The sequence below is a fragment of the Enterobacter sp. KB-280D8 genome, assembly GCF_041399405.1.
GTDB lineage: Bacteria > Pseudomonadota > Gammaproteobacteria > Enterobacterales > Enterobacteriaceae > Enterobacter > Enterobacter cloacae_N.
On sequence record NZ_JBGKEC010000008.1, the window covers coordinates 152,342 to 170,642 of the forward strand.

Here is an 18,301-nt window from a genome sequence, read left to right on the forward strand (position 1 = left end):
ATAGCCCCTTATGGCTGCTGCCAGAGAATGACAGCTGCCGTTACCAACAAGTTGACGAGCGTCAGCGGCAGGCACACTTTCCAGCCGAAGGACATTACCTGGTCATAACGCGGACGCGGTAACGCTGCGCGAATCAAAATGAACATCATCATGAAGAACGCGGTTTTCAGCGCGAACCAGATGAACGGCGGTAAGAACGGGCCATGCCAGCCACCAAAGAACAGCGTTACCATCAACGCGGAAATGGTGACGATACCGATGTACTCGCCCACGAAGAACAGACCGAACTTCATACCGGAATATTCAATGTGGTAACCGTCGGCCAGTTCCTGTTCGGCTTCTGGCTGGTCAAACGGGTGACGGTGACACACGGCCACGCCCGCGATAGCAAAGGTAATAAACCCAAAGAACTGCGGGATAACGTTCCAGATGTCGGCCTGGTTATTGACGATGTCGGTCATGTTGAATGAACCGGCCTGCGCCACCACGCCCATCAGGGAGAGCCCCAGGAACACTTCGTAGCTCAGCGTCTGCGCGGAAGCACGCATCGCACCCAGCAGCGAGTATTTGTTGTTACTGGACCAGCCTGCGAACAGCACCGCGTAAACCGCGAGGCCTGCCATCATCAGGAAGAACAGAATGCCGATGTTCAGGTCAGCGACCACCCAGGTCGGGCTGACCGGAACGATAGCAAACGCCAGCAGCAGCGAGGTGAAGGCGATCATCGGTGCCAGAGTAAAGATCACGCGGTCCGAGAAGCGTGGGATCCAGTCCTCTTTAAAGAACATCTTGATCATGTCCGCGACCAGCTGGAGTGAACCACCCCAGCCCACGCGGTTCGGTCCGTAACGGTTCTGGAACAGACCGAGCAGACGACGTTCACCAAAGCTCATGAACGCGCCGCAGGTGACCACCACCAGCAGGATAACAATCGCTTTCAGAATGCTCAGCAGGATGTCGATAAGATCCGGCGTTAACCAACTCATGCTTTTGCCTCCTGCAGATTATCAAGACGCGCGCCCGCCAGAACCGGGGCGATGCCAGGCATACCCATCGGCAGACCCACCTGCCCTGCTGTCAGACCTTCAGAGATAATCAGCGGCAGGCTGATTGTCTGGCCTTCATAGCTAAAGGCGATCTTCGCGCCCGCGTTAACGCCAAGCTTCGCGGCATCCGCCGGGTTGAGCTTGATGTAAGGCTGCGGCATACGGGTCTGGAAGACCGGTGAACGCTGGGACAGCTCGTCGCTACCGAACAGATGGTAGTACGGCGCAATACGCCACTGACCATCCTGAGCCTGGAAGCTCGCCGGTACGGTCGTGAAGAAATCCAGACCGGTTTCGGAGGCTTCAATCAGACGCACGCCCGGATCGCCGTGGCGCAGGGAGCCGCCCACTTCAGCCTGGAACTTGTTCCACGCCTGCGGGGAGTTCCAGCCCGGAGCCCATGCGAACGGGATTTGCGAACGCGGCGCAGACGGCTGGTTGTTCCCTTCCATGGAGAAGGCGAACATGGTGTCTTTATCCTGCGGCTGGCGCGGTTCGTGCACGCTGATGTTGGCGCGCATCGCGGTACGGCCGCTGTAGCGGTGCGGTTCACGCGCCAGTTTCTGGCCGCGAATGCGGAAGCTTGCTTCAGGCGCGGCATCTTTAATGCCTGCCAGCTGAGGCAGTTTTTCGACTACCGCGTCGATAACGTGGTCGAGCTGCGTCCAGTCCACTTCACGGCTCTGCACGGTGCTGTGCAGGGAGTGCAGCCAGCGCCAGCTTTCCAGCATCACGGTGTTGCTGTCGTAGTACGCCGGGTCGTAAACCTGGAAGAAACGCTGGGCGCGGCCTTCGTTGTTAATAACCGTACCGTCGCTTTCTGCGAAGCTTGCCGCAGAGAGCACCAGGTGTGCTTTGTCCATGATCGCGGTGCGCTGATGGTCAATCACCATCACCAGCGGCGCTTTGGAGAGCGCTGCGTCAACGCGAGCGGCAGACGCATGACGATGCAGGTCGTTTTCCAGCACCACAACGGCGTCAGCGGAACCGGACTCCAGTTCGCTTAATGCTTCTTCCAGCGAACCGCCGCCAATCATACCCAGACCGATGCTGTTCACCGCACGGGCAATCATGGTCACGCCAACGTCCGCACCGCGGCCTTTCAGGGCTTTGGCAACGTTTGCTGCCGCCTGAACGATCTCCGCGCTGCCGGCGTTGGTACCGGAAATAATCAGCGGTTTCTTCGCACCCGCCAGGGCCTGAACAATCACGTCGACCTTGTTTTGCAGGTCGCGATCCAGCTCAACGGCTGGGGAGTTGCTGTCCAGCGCGTGGGCAATGGCAAAGCCAAGACGCGCCTGATCTTCAACCGGCGCGCAGTAGGTCCACGCGGCGATATCGTCCAGACGGGTGCTGTCGACGTTGGTCACAAACAGAGGATGCTTCGCGCGCTGGCCAATGTTGAGGATTGCCGCAATCTGCCAGTCGGCCACTTTCTGCGCCGCTGCCATTTCACGCGCTTTGCCCTTCACCGCCTGACGAACCGCCAGAGCCGCGCGTGCGCCGGTCTGCGTCAGGTCTTCACCCAGCACCAGAACCGCATCATAGGATTCAATTTCGCGCAGCGCAGGGGTATGGATACCACCTTCACGCAGCACTTTTAGTACCAGCTGCAGACGTTCCTGCTCGCCCTGGGCGATACCGGTATAGAAGTTTTCCGCCCCAACCAGCTCGCGCAGCGCGAAGTTGCTTTCGATGCTGGCGCGCGGGGAGCCGATACCGATCACTTTCTTCGACTGGCGCAGAATATCTGCCGCGCCCTGCATCGCCTGCTCGGCGTTCAGGGTGATAAAGTCGTCGCCACGGCGCTGAACCGGCTGACGCGGACGGTCTTTCAGGTTCACATAGCCATAGCCGAAACGACCGCGGTCGCACAGGAAATAGTGGTTAACGGTACCGTTGTAGCGGTTTTCGATACGACGCAGCTCGCCGTAACGCTCACCCGGGCTGGTGTTACAGCCGAGGGAACACTGCTGGCAGATGCTTGGCGCAAACTGCATGTCCCATTTACGGTTGTAACGCTCGGAGTGGGTTTTATCCGTGAAGACGCCGGTCGGGCAGATTTCTACCAGGTTTCCGGAGAATTCGCTTTCCAGCGTACCGTCTTCAGGACGACCGAAGTAGACGTTGTCATGCGCGCCATACACGCCCAGATCCTGACCGTCTGCATAGTCTTTGTAGTAACGCACGCAGCGGTAGCAGGCGATGCAGCGGTTCATTTCGTGAGAGATGAACGGCCCAAGGTCCTGGTTACGGTGGGTCCGCTTGGTAAAGCGATAGCGACGGAAGCTGTGACCGGTCATCACGGTCATATCCTGAAGGTGGCAGTTACCGCCCTCTTCACAAACCGGACAGTCGTGCGGGTGGTTGGTCATCAACCACTCCACCACGCTTTCGCGGAACTGTTTGGCTTCTTCGTCATCAATCGAAATAAAGGTGCCTTCGGTGGCTGGCGTCATACAGGACATCACCAGGCGACCACGCGTGTCTTCCGCGTTTTGATATTGCTTCACCGCACACTGGCGGCAAGCACCGACGCTGCCCAGCGCCGGATGCCAGCAAAAGTACGGAATATCGAGGCCAAGAGACAGACAAGCTTCCAGCAGGTTGTCCGCCCCGTTGACTTCGTATTCTTTGCCGTCTACATGAATCGTAGCCATTAGCATGCTTCCAGTTGGCTCGGCCGAAACCGAGCGTTAATCAAAATTCTGTTTTTACCAGCGCGCTTTCAGCAGGTTCGGCTGAATACCATTAATTGAATGGGTATTGCTGAACGGCTGCTTGATGCCTGCTTCGAATTCGTCGCGGAAATATTTAATCGCGCTCTGCAGCGGCTCGACGGCACCCGGTGCGTGGGCGCAGAAGGTTTTACCTGGCCCTAAGAATCGACACAGTTGCTCAAGCGTCTCGATATCACCCGGCTGGCCTTCGCCACGTTCGATTGCACGCAGGATCTTCACGCTCCACGGCAGACCATCACGGCACGGTGTACACCAGCCGCAGGACTCGCGGGCAAAGAACTCTTCCAGGTTACGCACCAGCGAGACCATGCCGATCTCGTGGTCGACGGCCATCGCCAGCGCCGTACCCAGACGGCTGCCCGCTTTACCAATGCTTTCGAATTCCATCGGCAGGTCAAGGTGGGCTTCGGTCAGGAAGTCTGTCCCTGCCCCACCCGGCTGCCAGGCTTTAAATTTCAGGCCATCGCGCATGCCGCCGGCGTAGTCTTCAAGAATTTCGCGTGCGGTGGTACCGAACGGCAGTTCCCAGACGCCAGGATTCTTCACGCGACCGGAGAAGCCCATCAGCTTGGTACCGGCATCCTTGCTTGAGGAGATGCCCTGATACCACTCCACGCCGTTCGCGAGGATCGCCGGAACGTTACACAGGGTTTCGACGTTGTTGACGCAGGTCGGTTTACCCCACACGCCGGAGCTTGCCGGGAACGGTGGCTTGGAACGCGGGTTCGCGCGGCGGCCTTCGAGGGAGTTAATCAGCGCGGTTTCTTCACCGCAGATATAACGCCCGGCACCGGTGTGCACGAACAGTTCGAAGTCAAAGCCGGTACCCAGGATGTTTTTACCCAGCAGACCCGCTTCTGTCGCTTCGGCAATCGCGCGACGCAGGTTTTCCGCCGCTTCGATGTACTCACCGCGCAGGAAGATGTAGCCACGGTACGCTTTCAGCGCGAACGCGGAGATCAGCATGCCTTCCACCAGCAGGTGCGGCAGCTGCTCCATCAGCAGGCGGTCTTTATAGGTGCCCGGCTCCATTTCATCGGCGTTACACAGCAGGTAACGGATGTTCATGGATTCGTCTTTTGGCATCAGGCTCCACTTCAGGCCGGTGGAGAAGCCCGCGCCGCCGCGGCCTTTCAGGCCGGAATCTTTTACCGCGTTAACGATGTCGTCCGGCGCCATGCCGCCAAGGGCTTTACGCGCGCCGGCATAGCCGTTTTTGCTCTGGTATTCGTCGAGCCATACCGGCTGTTTGTCATCGCGCAGACGCCAGGTCAGCGGATGCGTCTCAGCAGTACGAATTACAGTTTTCATTTGTACTGCTCCAGCAGGTCAGGAATCGCTTCCGGCGTCAGATGGCTGTGAGTGTCCTCATCAATCATCATGGTCGGCCCCTTGTCGCAGTTACCCAGGCAGCAGGTTGGCAGCAGAGTAAAGCGTCCATCGAACGTGGTCTGGCCCGGCTTGATATTGAGCTTCTTCTCAATCGCAGCCTGAATGCCCTGATAGCCGGTGATGTGGCAGACAACGCTGTCACAGTAGCGGATCACATGGCGGCCTACCGGCTGACGGAAGATCTGGCTGTAGAACGTGGCTACGCCTTCTACGTCACTGGCCGGAATACCCAGCACTTTCGCGATTTCATAGATCGCCCCATCCGGCACCCAACCACGCTGTTTCTGTACGATTTTCAGCGCTTCAATGGACGCCGCACGCGGGTCTTCGTAGTGGTGCATCTCGTGCTCAATGGCGGCACGCTCTGCTTCACTCAGCTCAAAAGCCTCGGTTTGTGGTTGTTGATTCTCGTGCATAATTAGCGGTCCACATCTGACATAACAAAATCGATACTACCCAGATACACAATCAGGTCGGAGACCAGACTGCCGCGGATGGCGGACGGAATCTGCTGCAGGTGCGCAAAGCTCGGCGTACGCACGCGGGTACGGTAGCTCATGGTGCTGCCGTCACTGGTCAGGTAGTAACTGTTAATACCCTTGGTCGCTTCAATCATCTGGAAGGATTCTTGCGCCGGCATGACCGGACCCCAGGAAACCTGCAGGAAGTGGGTGATCAGGGTTTCGATATGCTGCAGCGTGCGCTCTTTCGGTGGCGGCGTCGTGAGCGGGTGATCCGCCTTGAACGGGCCTTCCGGCATGTTGTTGAGGCACTGCTCAAGGATGCGCAGACTCTGGCGCAACTCTTCCACTTTCAGCATCACGCGGGTGTAGCAGTCGGACACTCCGCCGCCCACCGGGACTTCAAAGTCGAAGTTCTCGTAGCCAGAGTAAGGACGGGCTTTACGCACGTCGAAATCAATACCGGTCGCGCGCAGGCCAGCACCTGTGGTACCCCACTCCAGCGCTTCTTTCGCGCCGTAGGCGGCAACGCCCTGGGAACGGCCTTTCAGGATGGTGTTGCGCAGCGCGGCTTTCTCGTAGGAGGCCAGACGCTTCGGCATCCAGTCGAGGAATTCACGCAGCAGGCGGTCCCAGCCGCGCGGCAGATCGTGTGCCACGCCGCCGATACGGAACCAGGCCGGGTGCATACGGAAACCGGTAATCGCTTCCACCAGATCGTAGATTTTCTGACGATCGGTAAAGGCAAAGAAGACCGGAGTCATCGCGCCGACGTCCTGAATGAAGGTGGAGATGTACAGCAGGTGGCTGTTGATGCGGAACAGTTCTGACAACATCACGCGAATCACGTTAACGCGATCCGGTACGGTGATGCCTGCCAGTTTCTCAACGGCCAGCACGTATGGCATCTCGTTGACGCAGCCGCCGAGGTACTCGATACGGTCGGTATACGGAATGTAGCTGTGCCAGGACTGACGCTCGCCCATCTTCTCAGCACCACGGTGGTGGTAGCCGATGTCAGGCACGCAGTCGACAATCTCTTCGCCATCAAGCTGAAGAATAATACGGAATGCACCGTGCGCAGACGGGTGGTTTGGACCGAGGTTGAGGAACATGAAGTCCTCGTTTTCGGTACCGCGCTTCATGCCCCAGTCTTCAGGTTTGAAGGTCAGCGCTTCCATCTCCAGATCCTGCTTGGCTTTGGTCAGCTCAAACGGATCGAATTCAGTCGCACGTGCCGGGTAGTCTTTACGCAGCGGGTGGCCGGTCCAGGTCTGCGGCATCATGATGCGCGTCAGATGCGGGTGGCCGTCGAAGGTCATGCCGAACATTTCCCAGGTTTCACGCTCGTACCAGTTGGCGTTCGGGAAAAGTTTGGTGATCGTCGGCAGATGCATGTCGTTTTCAGACAATGCCACCTTGAGCATGATATCCGTGTTGCGGTCTATTGAGATCAGGTGGTAGAAAACGGAAAAATCCGCAGCAGGGAGACCCTGGCGGTGCGTACGCAGACGTTCGTCCATGCCGTGTAAGTCAAACAGCATGACGTAAGGTTTTGGCAATTTCTTGAGGAAATCGACAACTTCCAGCAATTGCTCACGCTTCACCCAAACAACGGGTACCCCGGTGCGGGTCGCCTGAACGGTAAAGGCATCCGGCCCAAAACGGTTGCGCAGTTCGCCAATGACGGGGTCATCAAGATGATCCCGGGTCTGCCAGGCGGCTTCTTGCGCGGTTAAGTCGGTCATATTGTTCACCATTGCAAATGGTCCGTGGTGACTGTTAAGCCTGGCTTCGCGCTATTTGAGTAGTGATATGCGAAGGTTTTCTCCAGGCCTACAGGCGCAAATTAAATTTCGTCAGGCGTACGCAGGTTGGTGACGGCAATACGTTCACCACGTTTACGCTCGCGCTCAGACTGCATGTTCGCGCGATAGACACCCTGATCGCCAACAACCCATGAAAGCGGGCGACGTTCTTTACCGATAGACTCCTGCAGCAGCATCAGCGCCTGCATATAGGCTTCTGGACGCGGCGGACAGCCCGGAATGTAAACATCCACCGGAATGAACTTATCAACGCCCTGCACGACGGAATAAATGTCGTACATACCGCCAGAGTTTGCACATGCGCCCATGGAAATAACCCATTTTGGCTCCAGCATCTGGTCATACAGACGCTGAATAACAGGTGCCATCTTGGTAAAGCAGGTACCGGCTACCACCATCAGGTCAGCCTGACGCGGGGAAGCACGCAGTACCTCGGCCCCAAAACGCGCAACGTCATGCACCGCAGTGAATGACGTCACCATTTCAACGTAGCAGCAAGAAAGACCAAAGTTGTATGGCCAGATAGAGTTCTTACGACCCCAGTTGACCATATCGTGCATGGCATGTTCGAGTTTGCCCATGTACACGCTTTTATTGACTTCTTGCTCCAGGGGGTCGGTTACGATCTCCTGTTTTTGCAGGGGGTAACGGTCATTCTCACCGTTAGGATCTATGCGGGTGAGCGTATAATCCATCTTATTGCCTCGCTGTTACTGCTGACGATTAGAGATACTGTTTTCCGGGTTGATGTGTTCACGACGTGAACGCGCAGGCGTCCAGTCAAGCGCGCCAATACGCACCAGATAAACCAGACCGGCCAGTAACACTAAAATGAAAATTGCGGCCTCGACAAAGCCCACCCAACCACTTTCGCGAATGGAGGTCGACCATGCGAACAGGTAGAGCGCTTCCACGTCGAAGATGACGAAGAACATCGCTACCAGATAGAACTTGGCAGACAGGCGTAAGCGAGCGGAACCTACTGAATCAATACCTGATTCGAAAGGTGTGTTTTTGTGCCTTGCACGGGCGCGACCGCCCAGGAACCAGCCGCCGACTAACATCAGGCAGCACAGGCCAATGGCTACAATAAGAAAGATTGCGAATGCCCAGTGATGAGCGATGACTTCTGTGGATGTTGACATACTCATTGCTTACTCATCAAAAGTGATACCAACGACACTGCTCTTGCTGGCAGATGGGCATCACATCGATTCATGGGGAGGAACAAATAACCTTACACTAACTGTCTGAAATGAGACGTAGACAGCAAAATGATGGGGTTTTTTACTCCTTTCTATAACCTATTGTCAACTTTAACAAAGGTTTCTTCACATTAAATTACATCGAGCGATTCTCATTAACATTTGGTGCCCTTTAACCCTGGTGGTTACCGGACTTTTCGTCAAATGTGTGTTGTTGAATCGTGTCCGTTTTGGAAGTAAAAAAAATAACCCTCCTATTTTGACAGGATTTGCCAACGATTCCTCCCCCCAAATAGGAGTATTTTCTTGATCTGAGACACGCTTTTGTTAATTCAACCAAAAAACCGGCAACATATTTGCTGCTTTTTTAACATCGAGGGGCTATGGACGAAGTTAGAACGCAAAACGAACAATATTTAAGCGAAAGCATTTACATCTTTGATATATATGATCTCTTTATGAAAACCTGGTGACGAATGGGGATAATATTGTCAAAAAAAAGCCACTGCGTGCGAAAACGACACGAGTGGCTTTTTTTTACACTTACAATTTGTTACCAGAATTTTGAGCTTTTGATCACTCAAAGTCACCTTCTACGATCAGGGAATCATCCCCCCCTTCGGAGGTAACATGCTCGAACTGCCACGGGTTGTGGTAGTTTTGCATCGCCTCAAACACCACCTTTGCCAACTCGTTGTGACTGGCCGCGTTATGGCAAAGCAGGTACTCGGTATCCGGCAGCGCAGGGAGCCCGTCTGCTTTACCGAGAACGCGCAGATCGGGGCTCATCATCTCCACCGGACGGGCCGTGACGCCAAGACCGGCTTTCACTGCGGCACGCACCGCGGGCAATGTAGATGCCACATAGGCCAGACGCCACGGAATGTTGGCTTCATTTAACGCCGTTAGCACCATATCGCGGAAGGGACTCGGATCGTCCAGTAAAACCAGCGGTACCGGCTCCCCTTTTTGCAGCACATATTCAGCCGCGCAATACCAGTGCGTTGGCGATGTGCGCAACGTCAGACAATCAAACTGCCCGGGACGATGCGTCGTGACCACCAGGTCGACCTTATTCTCATTTAACATCTCAACCATAAAGGCATTACGTTTTACGCTAACATCCAGCGCAAGCTTCGGATAAACCGAGCTAATTCGATTGAGAAGAAACGGCAAAATAGTATCCGCTGACTCATCAGATGCCCCTAAAGTTAACACCCCCTGAAGGTTGCTAAACATTAATGACATACATGCTTCATCATTAAAGCGAAGAATTTTCCTGGCATAACCCAGTAGCTGAATACCGTGTTCCGTTAAGAGCTTATTACGCCCATGACGGGCAAAAAGCTCTTTCCCAACCAGTTGCTCCAGCCGCTGCATTTGCTGGCTAACGGCGGACTGAGTTCGGCAGACGGCGGCAGCAGCTGCTGCAAAAGTGTTGAGATCGGCGACCGCAACAAACGTTCTCAGCAGATCGAGGTCGAGATTCATTATCGGACGATTTGCATTTATCATATCTATTCACTTTCAGGTTGCTCGTGCGGAGCTGCCCGGGTTGAAGCTGTGTGTAACAGTTAAGCAATTCCTTCTGAAGGTTTTCCCTCGCATCCCGGCCCGGCAGACTGCCTGACAGATAGTTATTGTGCTGCTTTATATCAACAGTCAGAAAGCACGTTTCATGACGTTATTTTTATTCTCTTAAACGTTCAGGATATTTAGATGTTCGCAGGTTTATGTAAATTACATTAAAGGCGTAACACTTTTTCTGCCATCTTTATCGCAGCGCTGTCAACGTAGCAGGAGATGTTTGACACATTCCAGCCAGAGATAACTCCAACAATAACAATCAATTAAATCAGAAAGCCAGTTTGAGATATACAAAGCTTGTGCATCTTTCTTCTGCTTTCCTTAAAGACATCTTAACCCAAATCCACTTTATTTATAAGTCTTATTGCAATATTCAGGATTAAGGAGGTTTGTTAAGCTTCTCAACTAATTTTATTAAAATTAACTAAAGTTGCATTTTGTTCGCTAATAATAAATAAATTTTAATTTTGATTAAAGCCATTCATTAATAACACTTAACATTAATTTCACATGATTAACTTTTAGCCGCTTCAGGCTATTACTGCAAGATTTTTCCAACACTCAGGTTTTACGAAAAGTCACTTAGCGTGACTTCTGTCTCTTTCCTGCGCGCCATTTATTTTACATCAGAACAATATACATAATTAATAGAATTATACAGCATAAACAACCTTAACCAGCGACCAGCTCAACACGTTAAGTCCGTAAAATCGTCAACGACCAGCCAAATAGATTCATCAGAAATTCGCATCGTGCACAAAATCTTCTCCTGTACACCCTTCAAAACGGAGCGAGGGGGGAGTACATTATTCCGTGCTGACTTCCACGGCAGGGAGTGGCAATAATAGCGAAAAGGTTAAAGGTTCATGTCCCCTATCGAAAAATCCAGCAAGCTAGATAACGTCTGTTATGACATCCGTGGCCCGGTTCTGAAAGAGGCAAAACGCCTTGAAGAAGAAGGCAATAAGGTTCTGAAGCTCAACATTGGTAACCCCGCGCCATTTGGTTTTGACGCGCCGGATGAGATTCTGGTTGATGTGATCCGCAACCTGCCTACGGCACAAGGCTATTGCGATTCAAAGGGACTTTACTCGGCACGTAAAGCCATTATGCAGCACTACCAGGCGCGCGGTATGCGTGACGTTACCGTCGAAGATATTTACATTGGCAACGGCGTCTCCGAACTGATCGTTCAGGCCATGCAGGCGCTGCTGAACAGCGGCGACGAAATGCTGGTTCCCGCGCCGGACTATCCGCTATGGACGGCTGCCGTATCACTCTCCAGCGGTAAAGCGGTACATTATCTTTGCGACGAATCTTCTGACTGGTTCCCGGATCTGGATGACATTCGCGCGAAAATCACGCCCCGCACGCGTGGGATTGTGATCATCAACCCGAACAACCCTACGGGCGCGGTCTATTCAAAAGAGCTGCTGATGGAGATCGTGGAGATCGCCCGCCAGCACAACCTGATCATCTTCGCTGACGAAATCTACGACAAGATCCTCTATGACGCGGCACAACACCACTCTATCGCCGCGCTGGCCCCGGACCTGCTGACCGTCACCTTCAACGGCCTGTCTAAAACCTACCGCGTGGCCGGTTTCCGTCAGGGCTGGATGGTGCTGAACGGCCCGAAAAAACACGCTAAAGGCTATATTGAAGGGCTTGAGATGCTGGCGTCGATGCGTCTTTGCGCTAACGTGCCTGCGCAGCACGCGATCCAGACGGCGCTGGGCGGATACCAGAGCATCAGCGAGTTCATCGTCCCTGGCGGTCGCCTGTACGAACAGCGCAACCGCGCATGGGGACTGATCAACGATATTCCGGGCGTCTCCTGCGTGAAGCCGAACGGGGCGCTGTATATGTTCCCTAAAATCGACGCGAAGCGCTTCAATATTCATGACGATCAGAAAATGGTGCTCGATTTCCTGCTGCAGGAAAAAGTGCTGCTGGTACAGGGGACGGCGTTTAACTGGCCGTGGCCGGACCACGTGCGTATCGTAACCTTGCCGCGCGAAGACGATCTCGAAATGGCCATCAGCCGCTTCGGGCGATTCCTCTCTGGGTACCATCAGTAATCTTAAAATCAGGCTACTTCGGTAGCCTGATTTGCATCTTCCCTCCCCTCCCCGCACAATGAAGTCCTGTCGCAGTGAAGACAAAAGGTAACCTATGAGTCAGAGCCATTTCTTTGCCCACCTCTCCCGCCTGAAACTGATCAACCGCTGGCCTCTAATGCGCAACGTACGTACAGAGAACGTGTCTGAGCATAGCCTGCAGGTTGCTATGGTCGCTCATGCGCTGGCTGCCATTAAGAACCGCAAATTTAACGGGCAGGTGAATGCCGAGCGCATCGCTCTGCTGGCGATGTACCACGATGCATCAGAAGTGCTGACCGGCGACCTGCCTACGCCAGTGAAATATTTCAACTCGCAGATTGCACAGGAATATAAGGCTATCGAGAAGATTGCTCAGCACAAGCTTATCGAGATGGTGCCCGAAGAGCTGCGCGATATCTTTGAACCGCTCATCGACGAGCATCAGTATACGGAAGAGGAAAAATCTCTGGTCAAGCAGGCCGACGCGCTGTGCGCCTATCTGAAGTGTCTGGAAGAGCTCTCTGCGGGCAATAATGAGTTTTTACTGGCGAAAACGCGTCTGGAAAAAACGCTGGAATCCCGCCGCAGCGAAGAGATGGACTATTTCATGCAGGTATTTGTGCCAAGCTTCCATCTGTCGCTGGACGAGATTAGCCAGGATTCACCGCTTTAACTATTTGCCCAGCGGCGCTGTGCTTGCAGGGCCTACGCGTCATGTAGGCCAGGTAAGGCGCAGCCGCCACCCGGCGATGTTCTCAGAACGGGAATAAAACCGGAATTAACACCACGCACACCACCATCACCAGTACGGTGAACGGCACGCCCAGCTTCACGAAATCGCTGAACTTATAATTCCCCGGCCCCAGCACCAGCGTGTTAACCGGCGAAGAAACCGGCGTCATAAACGCCGCGGACGCCGCCATCGCGACCATCATCGCAAACGGATACGGCGACACGCCCATGGATTTCGCCATCGCCAGCGCAATGGGCGCCATCAGCACCGCCGTCGCGGTGTTGGAGATAAACAACCCTATCGTGGCACACATGACAAACAGACAAACCATCATCATGTACGGACCATACCCGCCGCCCACGTCCATCAAGCCTTTTACGATCAGATCCACCCCGCCGGTTTTTTGCAGTGCGAGGGCAAAAGGCATCATCCCGACGATAAGAATAATGCTCGGCCAGTGAATGGCTTTATACGCGCTTTCGGCGTCAATACAGCGGAATTTCCCCATCAGCAGGCAGGCGATAATGGCCGCGACCGGATTAGGGATTTCATCGGTCAGCATCAGCGCCACCATCAGCACCAGACAGAAAATCGCATGCGGTGCCTGGCTGTGCGCCGGTGACGCATCGCTCTCTTCGACCGGCATGTTGAGCACCACAAAATCACGTCCTTTTTGTCCGAGCTGGCTTATCAGCTTCCAGTTACCGACGACGAGAAAGATATCGCCCAGCAGGATCGGCTCATCGACGACGGCCCCCTCCATCGCCACGCCATCGCGCTTCAGCCCCACGACGTTCAGGCCATAGCGGGTACGGAACCCCATTTCACGCACGGTTTTACCCAACAGTTCCGATTCCGGTATCAGCGACACTTCGGCCATGCCCACATCCAGCGCCTGATCGGAAAAATACTCGCCGCGCAGCACCATCGGCTCCAGCAGCTGTTCGCTGCAAAACTCACGCAGGTCCACCTCCGCGGTAGACATATCGATCAGCAGGACGTCTCGCGCCCGAAATTCCGACACCCCGTTAACGTTGACGATCACCCGGCGAAAACGGCGCCAGCGCTCTACGCCAATTACGTTCGCGCCATAACGCTCGCGCAGCTTAAGGTCGTCGAGCCTCTGGCCAACCATCGGCGAGCCGGGGCGAATGGCCAGACGGCGCGCCCGCCCGGAGAGACGGTACTCCCTGATCAGATCGCGGAAGGTACGTCGCTTCCACCCCTCTTTGTTCTTATCCTGTTTGTCGCCTTTCAGGGCAAAACGGGTCAGCAGCATGTAGATCACGCCCATCGCCAGAATCACCAGCCCAAGCGGGGTGACGCTGAAAAAGCTGAAGCCCTGAAATCCTTCCCGAAGCAGCTCGCTGTTGACGACCAGGTTCGGCGGCGTCGCCACCAGCGTCATCATACCGCTGATCAAACCGGCAAAGCTCAGGGGCATCATCAGGCGCGACGGCGAGCTCTGCATCCGCATGGAGACGCTCAGCACCACCGGGATAAAAATGGCGACCACGCCCGTTGAGCTCATAAATGCCCCCAGCCCGGCGACCGTCAGCATCAGATAGATCAGCATTTTGGTTTCACTGCTGCCGGCCACCTTGACCAGCCACGCGCCCATGATGGTCGCCACACCGGTGCGCACAAGGCCGTCGCCGATGATAAACAGAGCAGCAATCAGGATAACGTTGGGGTCGCTGAACCCGGAGAAGGCTTCCGGTAGCGTGAGCGTGCCGCTCAGCACAAACGCGACAATGACAAACAGGGCAACGGCATCCATGCGCACCTTGCCTGTGGCGAAGAGAATAATGGCGATTAAAAGCAGGCTCAGAACCCAGATCAGTTCACCGTTCACAACCTATCCTTGTCAGTGGAAGATGAGAAATTCTGCCATAAAAAAGCCCCAGCAGCGTGGGGCTATATCATGGGATTACATTTTTAGCGAGACGGTTACAACTCCATCGGGTGCTTTTGCCACCGCCAGCGCCGTCAGGGAATTAATCACAAAGTCAGCCTCGTCCAGGCGTGGGGACCCCGCCGGAACGTTTACGGCAATGACGTGGCTACCGGCGTTCAGCCCGGCCAGCACGCCAGCGGCCGCATCTTCCACCACCACGCACTCTGCAGGCGCGAAGCCCAGCATTTCTGCACCAAGCAGAAACGCATCCGGCTCCGGCTTGCCGCGTTTGACGCGCTCTGCCGTAATGAACACCTCTGGCTTCGGTAAGCCGGCCGCCTTATGGCGGGCATGAGCGACCGGAACAGAGCCGGAGGTAACAATCGCCCACGGGATCTGCGCTTCATTCAGATGCTCAAGCAGTTCGCGCGCCCCGGGCAGCGCGGTAATACCCTCGGTATCGGTGGCCTCAATCTGCTCCAGGTATTTGAACTCCGCCTGGATCTCCTCCTCAGAACGCCCCGCTAAGAAGTGCCGCAATGAGGTAATGGCCTGTTTGCCATGGATAAAATTCAGCACGTCCTGATGATCGATGCCGTGCCGGTCGGCCCAGTGGCACCACGAGCGCTCCACAACCGGCAGCGAATCCACCAGCGTACCGTCCAAATCAAACAGAAAACCTTTACACTGCACACGCACCTCCGTCAGGCATTAATAATTTGTTGAATTTCGTTGCTGCTTAAATGGTACTGGCGCGGGCAGGCGTGCCACGCGCTCAGCATACGCTGGTATTTATCCCACATAGGGGTCTGGGCGTTGAAACCGTGCGTACCCGCATCAAAGTGGGTGTAACGCCCTTCGGTGTTCACCATAAAGCGCACGTAGCTCAGATAGCGCGCTTCCGTCGCTGCATCAAAGCCTAAGAAGGTGACGCGGCGTTCGTCAATGGACTGCTGGTCTTTGAGATTCGTCCAGGACACATGCAGGGCGTGGTACATCTCCATAATGTCGATCACGACGCGGCAGGTTTCTTCTTTCAGCTCGCCAAATTCGCGGTCCAGTTCACGCATTTGCAAACCGAACCCTCGTTCGACGATGGTCTGCAGGCGGCTGTAGCGCGCAGCGTTATCGGGATCAAGCATAGTCATCATCTTGTACTGGTTAGACAAAATCAGACGTTGAGCATGGGTCATTTCCATCTTTCGACTCCTGTAGCGCATTGCACTGTAAAAAAAAGACACGGTAACGGTTTGTTACTGTGCCTTCTTTTGTTAGTCGTTTCGATGATCAATCACAAGTCATCGAGGAATGTTTTATCCAACTGCTTAAAAGCACGCTTTAACGTGTCCGCCAGCGCCTGGTAATCCGGCTTGCCTTCAACCGGGGCCAGCGCCTGCCCGGCCTCCTCCAGTTTTCCACGCACTTCATAAAACCAGTGTAAAATAGAAGGCGGAAGCGGCGTGATGGAGCGTTTACCTAACCACCACAGCCCCTGCATCGGCAGGCTTAACGCGAAGAGCGCCGTCGCGACGGCAGGGCCAAGCTGTCCACCGAGGGCGATTTGCCAGCACAGGGTAAAGATGGCAACCGGAGGCATAAAGCGAATCGCATAGCGCGTAGCGCGGATGGTGCGATTCTCAATAAACATTGGCGCAAGGCTCTTTTCCATTGGCCACGTCTTTGCGTAATGCTGTCCCCGACGAAACAGACTGAAAAAGTTCACGGACGGGATTTCGGGTGTCGACATGGCTGTACCTCAACTTCACATATAAAAATTAAAATTTTTGTGCAAAACCACAACAGGCTATGACAACGTTCAAAATATTTTGTCATCGCTACCCCGTATCGGGTATCCTGTGCCAGCCTGATAGGGCCGTAGACGAGAAGCATTAACTCGTCAAATTATCGCATATTATGCCATTGGCTGAAAATTGTGCAAAATGGCATAAAATCATAGTTATTTCTTTCATCATGCCAGAATGTTCGTTTGCCATGATGTTAATCATAAATGTCTGAGTCATCATGCGTTACGCTGTTAGACTCACTGACGTTTTTTTAGCCACGTATCAATAATAGGTACTTCCATGTCGAGTAAGTTAGTACTGGTTCTGAACTGCGGTAGCTCCTCACTGAAATTCGCCATCATCGATGCGCTCAACGGTGACGAGTACCTCTCTGGTTTGGCCGAATGTTTCCATCTGCCTGAAGCACGTATCAAGTGGAAGATGGACGGCAGCAAACAAGAAGCGGCTTTAGGTGCAGGCGCCGCTCACAGTGAAGCGCTGAACTTTATCGTTAACACTATTCTGGCACAAAAACCAGAACTGTCTGCTCAGCTGACTGCGATTGGTCACCGTATCGTCCACGGCGGCGAAAAATACACCAGCTCCGTCGTGATCGACGACTCTGTTATCCAGGGCATCAAAGACTCTGCCTCTTTTGCTCCGCTGCACAACCCGGCGCACCTGATTGGTATCGCTGAAGCGCTGAAGTCCTTCCCGAATCTGAAAGACAAAAACGTGGCCGTGTTTGACACCGCGTTCCATCAGACCATGCCGGAAGAGTCTTACCTCTATGCCCTGCCGTACAGCCTGTACAAAGAGCACGGCGTACGTCGCTACGGCGCGCACGGCACCAGCCACTTCTATGTGACTCAGGAAGCCGCAAAAATCCTGAACAAACCTGTTGAAGAAGTGAACATCATCACCTGCCACCTGGGCAACGGTGGTTCTGTTTCTGCTATCCGCAACGGTAAATGTGTTGATACCTCCATGGGTCTGACCCCGCTGGAAGGTCTGGTGATGGGTACCCGTTCCGGTGACATCGACCCGGCGATCATCTTCCACCTGCACGACACCCTGGGCATGAGCGTTGACGACATCAACAAAATGCTGACCAAAGAGTCTGGCCTGCTGGGTCTGACCGAAGTCACCAGCGACTGCCGCTATGTTGAAGACAACTACGCTGAGAAAGCTGACGCTAAACGTGCAATGGACGTTTACTGCCACCGTCTGGCGAAGTACATCGGCTCTTACACTGCACTGATGGACGGTCGTCTGGACGCGGTGATCTTCACCGGCGGTATCGGTGAGAACGCGGCAATGGTTCGTGAACTGTCCCTGGGCAAACTGGGCGTTCTGGGCTTCGACGTTGATCACGAGCGTAACCTGGCTGCTCGCTTCGGCAAGTCTGGTTTCATCAACAAAGAAGGCACCCGTCCGGCAATCGTTATTCCAACTAACGAAGAGCTGGTCATCGCGCAAGACGCGCATCGCCTGACTGCCTGATTCCACACCGCCAGCAATGCT

15 protein-coding genes are annotated in these 18,301 nt (G+C 54.5%); 3 read left to right on the forward strand and 12 right to left on the reverse strand.

Going from position 1 to position 18,301, the window contains the following annotated elements:
- Positions 1 to 8 precede the first annotated feature (8 nt).
- The 8 genes from nuoH to lrhA all read right to left on the reverse strand — a co-directional run bounded on the left by nuoH (position 9) and on the right by lrhA (position 10,189).
- On the reverse strand, positions 9 to 986 hold the full coding sequence (gene nuoH / locus AB8818_RS18890) for an NADH-quinone oxidoreductase subunit NuoH (RefSeq protein ID WP_008500211.1): 978 nt from the start codon (positions 984 to 986) through the stop codon (positions 9 to 11).
- Positions 983 to 3,706 (reverse strand): NADH-quinone oxidoreductase subunit NuoG, encoded by a 2,724-nt coding sequence (gene nuoG, locus AB8818_RS18895; RefSeq protein ID WP_162874930.1) that lies wholly within the window; start codon positions 3,704 to 3,706, stop codon positions 983 to 985. The genes nuoH and nuoG overlap by 4 nt, the downstream gene beginning before the upstream one ends.
- Positions 3,707 to 3,760: 54 nt before the next feature.
- Entirely contained in the window at positions 3,761 to 5,098 is a 1,338-nt protein-coding gene (gene nuoF / locus AB8818_RS18900; RefSeq protein WP_006811381.1) for an NADH-quinone oxidoreductase subunit NuoF, read from the reverse strand.
- On the reverse strand, positions 5,095 to 5,595 hold the full coding sequence (gene nuoE / locus AB8818_RS18905) for an NADH-quinone oxidoreductase subunit NuoE (protein ID WP_006176513.1): 501 nt from the start codon (positions 5,593 to 5,595) through the stop codon (positions 5,095 to 5,097). The genes nuoF and nuoE overlap by 4 nt, the downstream gene beginning before the upstream one ends.
- 2 nt (positions 5,596 to 5,597) lie before the next feature.
- Positions 5,598 to 7,400 (reverse strand): NADH-quinone oxidoreductase subunit C/D, encoded by a 1,803-nt coding sequence (nuoC, locus tag AB8818_RS18910; RefSeq protein ID WP_028013933.1) that lies wholly within the window; start codon positions 7,398 to 7,400, stop codon positions 5,598 to 5,600.
- 89 nt (positions 7,401 to 7,489) lie between these two features.
- Entirely contained in the window at positions 7,490 to 8,164 is a 675-nt protein-coding gene (nuoB, locus tag AB8818_RS18915; protein ID WP_003861482.1) for an NADH-quinone oxidoreductase subunit NuoB, read from the reverse strand.
- A gap of 15 nt (positions 8,165 to 8,179) precedes the next feature.
- Positions 8,180 to 8,620, reverse strand: a complete 441-nt coding sequence (nuoA, locus tag AB8818_RS18920; RefSeq protein ID WP_014171000.1) for an NADH-quinone oxidoreductase subunit NuoA — start codon at positions 8,618 to 8,620, stop codon at positions 8,180 to 8,182.
- Between the two features lie 630 nt (positions 8,621 to 9,250).
- Positions 9,251 to 10,189: a transcriptional regulator LrhA gene (gene lrhA / locus AB8818_RS18925; RefSeq protein WP_192983197.1), complete on the reverse strand. Its 939-nt coding sequence runs from the start codon at positions 10,187 to 10,189 to the stop codon at positions 9,251 to 9,253.
- Between the two features lie 938 nt (positions 10,190 to 11,127).
- Between lrhA and alaA the strand changes: the two genes are divergently transcribed.
- Positions 11,128 to 12,342, forward strand: coding sequence for an alanine transaminase AlaA (gene alaA, locus AB8818_RS18930; RefSeq protein ID WP_192983207.1), 1,215 nt, complete (start codon positions 11,128 to 11,130; stop codon positions 12,340 to 12,342).
- A gap of 94 nt (positions 12,343 to 12,436) precedes the next feature.
- Positions 12,437 to 13,036, forward strand: a complete 600-nt coding sequence (gene yfbR, locus AB8818_RS18935; protein WP_116338568.1) for a 5'-deoxynucleotidase — start codon at positions 12,437 to 12,439, stop codon at positions 13,034 to 13,036.
- Positions 13,037 to 13,118: 82 nt separating this feature from the next.
- Here yfbR and AB8818_RS18940 read toward each other — a convergent pair whose 3' ends face one another.
- The 4 genes from AB8818_RS18940 to yfbV all read right to left on the reverse strand — a co-directional run bounded on the left by AB8818_RS18940 (position 13,119) and on the right by yfbV (position 16,740).
- A complete protein-coding gene (locus AB8818_RS18940) occupies positions 13,119 to 14,951 on the reverse strand; it encodes an SLC13 family permease (RefSeq protein WP_116338566.1) in 1,833 nt (610 codons plus the stop codon).
- A 75-nt stretch (positions 14,952 to 15,026) separates the two neighbouring features.
- Positions 15,027 to 15,686: a sugar phosphatase gene (locus AB8818_RS18945; RefSeq protein WP_116338564.1), complete on the reverse strand. Its 660-nt coding sequence runs from the start codon at positions 15,684 to 15,686 to the stop codon at positions 15,027 to 15,029.
- 11 nt (positions 15,687 to 15,697) lie between these two features.
- Positions 15,698 to 16,192, reverse strand: a complete 495-nt coding sequence (locus AB8818_RS18950; RefSeq protein WP_163330273.1) for a YfbU family protein — start codon at positions 16,190 to 16,192, stop codon at positions 15,698 to 15,700.
- A gap of 92 nt (positions 16,193 to 16,284) precedes the next feature.
- Positions 16,285 to 16,740: a terminus macrodomain insulation protein YfbV gene (gene yfbV / locus AB8818_RS18955; protein ID WP_192983209.1), complete on the reverse strand. Its 456-nt coding sequence runs from the start codon at positions 16,738 to 16,740 to the stop codon at positions 16,285 to 16,287.
- Positions 16,741 to 17,077: 337 nt separating this feature from the next.
- Between yfbV and ackA the strand changes: the two genes are divergently transcribed.
- On the forward strand, positions 17,078 to 18,280 hold the full coding sequence (gene ackA, locus AB8818_RS18960; RefSeq protein WP_116338560.1) for an acetate kinase: 1,203 nt from the start codon (positions 17,078 to 17,080) through the stop codon (positions 18,278 to 18,280).
- The last annotated feature ends 21 nt before the right edge of the window (positions 18,281 to 18,301 follow it).